Below are 4,387 nucleotides of genomic sequence, written 5' to 3' on the forward strand. Positions count from 1 at the left end.
AAGGAGTAATGCACGAGTGAAACGGTTTGCGTTACGAGGTGGAACCACTTTTGTAGTTTTCAAAGACATAAAAATAAGCCTAGACCTTTTTGGTTCTTTTTTGGGCAATGCAAAAAAGAATGAAAGCTTTAGTTTAAATTCAAGTCATTAAAGAAGAAGTAAAACCTGAGTCTATCGATTAATAAAAAGATCCTTCACTTCCCTTTGCTGCGTTACGCCAGAGGACGTAGAGGCAGAATGACATTCCCCCCCCTTTGGGGGTGGGAACCTATCTTAATCATTTCATAACAATAGACCGTTCGTGAAGCGGGATAAAAGTAGCATTTTTGCAGATTATTTTTTCAATGGAAACGCTTTACACGTCTCTTATCGTTTTATTATTTGTTCTCGCCATAGCCGACCTGGTTGTGGGCGTGAGTAATGACGCCGTCAACTTTTTGAATTCGGCCATAGGCTCCAAAGCGGTGCCCATGCGTACGATTTTGATCGTTGCGGGGCTCGGGGTTTTGGTAGGGGCCGTGTTTTCATCGGGCCTGATGGAGGTGGCGAGGAAGGGTATTTTCAATCCCGAACTTTTCTTTTTTGATGAAATCATCATCATTTTCCTGGCGGTCTTGATCACCGATATCCTCCTGCTGGATTTCTTCAACTCCATCGGCATTCCAACCTCTACCACCGTTTCTGTCGTGTTTGAACTGCTCGGAGCTGCGGTGGTGATTTCCCTGTTGAAGCTTTATGAAACGGGGGAAGGATTTGCAAGTCTGGGGCAGTTTATCAATGTTCAGAATGCTTCCGAAATCAGTTTAGGCATTCTCATATCTGTGTTTGTTGCTTTTGGCGTAGGAGCCCTGGTTCAGTTTCTCTCCAGGCTTATCTTTTCTTTCGATTACCAGGAAAAACTCAAGTATATAGGGGGCTTATACGGAGGGGTTTCCCTTTCGGCAATCACCTATTTTATACTCCTGAAAGGCACCAACTCCATTACGTTTATAGACCAGACTCTGATTGAACAGATCTTGGAAAACAAGCTGTGGATCATAGGTCTTAGTTTTTTCTTTTGGACGCTGATTTCCAATATCCTTATTCAGGTATTTCATTTTCATATCTTAAAAGTGATTGTCGTTATAGGGACCTTTGCCCTGGCGCTGGCCTTTGCGGGGAACGACCTGGTGAATTTTATCGGGGTGAGCATTGCCGCCTGGCAGGCTTTTCTGCTTTGGCAGGAAGCTTTCCTGGCGTCCGGCGTGCTTCCTTCACAGTTTTTGATGGATGGACTCTCCGGCGAAGTACAGACCCCGGTCTACCTGCTGGTCATCGCGGGTGGTATCATGGTGGTTACGCTCTGGTTTTCCAGCAAAGCTCAGTATGTGGTGCAGACGGGGGTGAATCTGGGCCGTCAGGGTGAAGGCCAGGAGCGCTTTCAGCCCAATGCCTTATCCCGAACCGTGGTCCGGTATTCCGTTTTTGTAGGTCAGACCTTTTCACAGGTGCTTTCCGAACCCCTTCAGGAGCGGATCAATCGCCGCTTCAGTTCCCCCGAAAAAGCCTTAGGCTATAAAAAGGGAGTGGCTAAGCCCGCCTTCGATTTGTTAAGAGCCTCGGTAAATCTGGTGCTGGCCAGTATTTTGATTTCCCTGGCTACCAATTACACCCTGCCCTTATCTACGACCTATGTCACCTTTATGGTGGCGATGGGGACCTCTTTTGGAGACCGGGCCTGGGGCAGAGAAAGCGCGGTTTACCGGGTGTCGGGTGTTTTTAATGTGATAGGAAGCTGGATTGCTACGGCCGCCATCGCGTTTACCGCCGCAGGGATCTTATCCCTTATCATTTGGTACGGATCCTATTATGCGATTGGGGTTTTGCTGGTGCTTGCCTTATTTTCTATCGTCAGAAGTGCGATCAGGCACTCCAGACGCGTAAAGTATGAACGCAATCACAAAAAATTCAATAAGACGGATATCATCACGATCAACGAAATGACCAGGGAGTCTTCTGAAAATATAGTCAGGATCATCTCCGGGGTAAACGATTTGCTTTTGGATGTGGTCAATAACCTGGGCTATCACGATTTAAGCCGACTGAAGAAAAGTTTAAAAACCCAGGAAGAGCTGGAAATGCGTATTGATGAACTGAAGGATAACATTTTTTATTACATCAAGTCCCTGGAAGATACCAACGTGGAAGCCTCCAAATTCTATGTGTTAACCCTGGATTATCTTCAGGATATGGTTCAGTCCCTGGCTTATATCACCAGGACCAGCCATACCCACGTGAGCAACAATCATAAAAACCTGAAGTTCAGTCAGATTCGGGATTTGAAGAGTGTGCAGCGGGATCTGGACGAAGTCTACACCGAGCTGATCAAAGCCTTTCAGTCCTCAGAATTTGACAGCATAGAGCAGCTGATTACCAACGAACGCAAGGTGCTGGTTAAGATCAGCGATTTGGTTCAAAAGCAAATTGAGAGAATCCGCGAGACGGAAAACAGCCCGAAAAATTCAAAACTCTATTTCGGGATCTTACTCGAGACCAAAACCCTGACCAAAACCTCCATTGCCTTGCTGGAACTGTTTAAGGAATATTACGAAGAAGCCAGGCAGGAGTTTTAGAGTGTGAACTGGTATATGGGTATACCTGTCAAGCAGTTGCCACTTTTAATTTTAGGGGTGACGCGATGCAATCGGGCTTCTCCCGATCTAGCGCGATTGTATCGAGCTTGCTAGAAAGAGATGCCAAATTTGAATTTTGAAACCCCTCTGCTCTTGCGCGATTGCATCGCGCTTGCTAAAGAGAGATACCAAATTTGAATTTTGAAACCCCTCTGCTCTTGCGCGATTGTATCGCGCCCACCGAGAATTGCAATCGCGCCCGCCAGACTTCTCCCGATCTAGCGCGATTGCATCGCGCTTGCTAAAGAGAGATACCAAATTTGAATTTTGAAACCCCTCTGCTCTTGCGCGATTGTATCGCGCCCACCGAGAATTGCAATCGCGCCCGCCAGACTTCTCCCGATCTAGCGCGATTGCATCGCGCTTGCTAAAGAGAGATACCAAATTTGAATTTTGAAACCCCTCTGATCTAGCGCGATTGTATCGCGATAGCCAGGAATTGCAATCGCGTCACCAGGCTTCTCACGATCTAGCGCGATTGCATCGCGCTTGCTAAAGAGAGACACCAAATTTGAATTTTGAAACCCATCTGATCTAGCGCGATTGTATCGCGATAGCCAGGAATTGCAATCGCGCACCAAGCTTCTCCTGATCAAGCGCGATTGCATCGCGCTTGCTAGAGAAAGAGACCAAATTTGAATTTTGAAACCCCTCCGCTCTAGCGCGATTGTATCGCGATAGCCAGGAATTGCAATCGCGCCCGCCAGGAATAGCAATCGCGTCACCCTTAGAATGGTTAACCAGTCAGCCTGTTCACAACTTACTCTAAAAAATACCCGCTTCTCAAAGCGGCCTACTCTTCCACATAAATCTTATATTTGGATATAAATGACGAGAAGATGAAAATATACACAAAAACAGGCGATAAAGGCACCACCTCCTTATTTGGAGGAAAGCGGGTGGCTAAACACAACATACGAATAGATAGTTACGGAACTGTGGATGAACTGAACGCCAATTTAGGCCTGGTGAGAGACCAGGATTTGGATACGGATTCTAAAGAGGGCCTGATTAAAATTCAGGAGAAATTATTTACCCTGGGAGCGATTTTAGCATCAGATCCTGGAAAAGCATCCAAGGCCCCTAAAATCCCGGAACTCCAGGAAGAGGACATCGTCTTTCTGGAAAAGGAGATCGACCGCATGAATGAAGACTTACCGGAAATGACGCATTTCGTATTGCCGGGCGGACATACCGCAGTTTCCCACTGTCATGTCGCCAGAACCGTCTGCAGGCGTGCAGAACGCATCTGTGCGGCACTATTTAATCTTGAACCTTTTGATGAAAAAGTCCTGCAGTACCTGAACAGGCTTTCGGATTATTTATTTGTATTGGCCAGAAGCATCGCCAAACAAAAAAACGCCGACGAAGTCAAATGGATTCCTGAAACGAAGAAATAGGAACCGAGAGTGGTTGATCGTGTAGTCGTGTAATGGAGTAGTGGTATAGTGGGAGGGTAAAAAAAGCAATTGATAATTAAAAAACGGCTGTTTTTTATGGATTTAAGTCAGTTGACTGTTTACCGTTTACCGTGTATTCGTGTAATGGTGTAGTAGTATAGTGGGAAAGTAAAGCATTTGATAATTAAAAAAATGGCCTACTTTTTATGGAGGTAAGTTAGTTCACAGTTCACTGTTTTCCGTGTAGTCGTGTAATGGTGTAATGGAGTAGTGGTATAGTGGGGAGAAGAAAAGCAATTGATAATTAAAAATGGT

2 protein-coding genes are annotated in these 4,387 nt (G+C 45.8%); both read left to right on the forward strand.

The annotated features are described in order from the left end of the window. Window positions 1-344: 344 nt before the first annotated feature. Window positions 345-2,612 carry an inorganic phosphate transporter gene (locus BLP81_RS00005; RefSeq protein WP_093363942.1) on the forward strand — a complete coding sequence of 756 codons (2,268 nt, stop codon included), beginning with the start codon at window positions 345-347 and terminating at the stop codon, window positions 2,610-2,612. A gap of 899 nt (window positions 2,613-3,511) precedes the next feature. After that, window positions 3,512-4,072, forward strand: a complete 561-nt coding sequence (locus BLP81_RS00010) for a cob(I)yrinic acid a,c-diamide adenosyltransferase (RefSeq protein ID WP_093363946.1) — start codon at window positions 3,512-3,514, stop codon at window positions 4,070-4,072. Window positions 4,073-4,387 lie beyond the last annotated feature (315 nt).

The organism is Psychroflexus sediminis, assembly GCF_900099815.1.
Lineage (GTDB): Bacteria > Bacteroidota > Bacteroidia > Flavobacteriales > Flavobacteriaceae > Psychroflexus > Psychroflexus sediminis.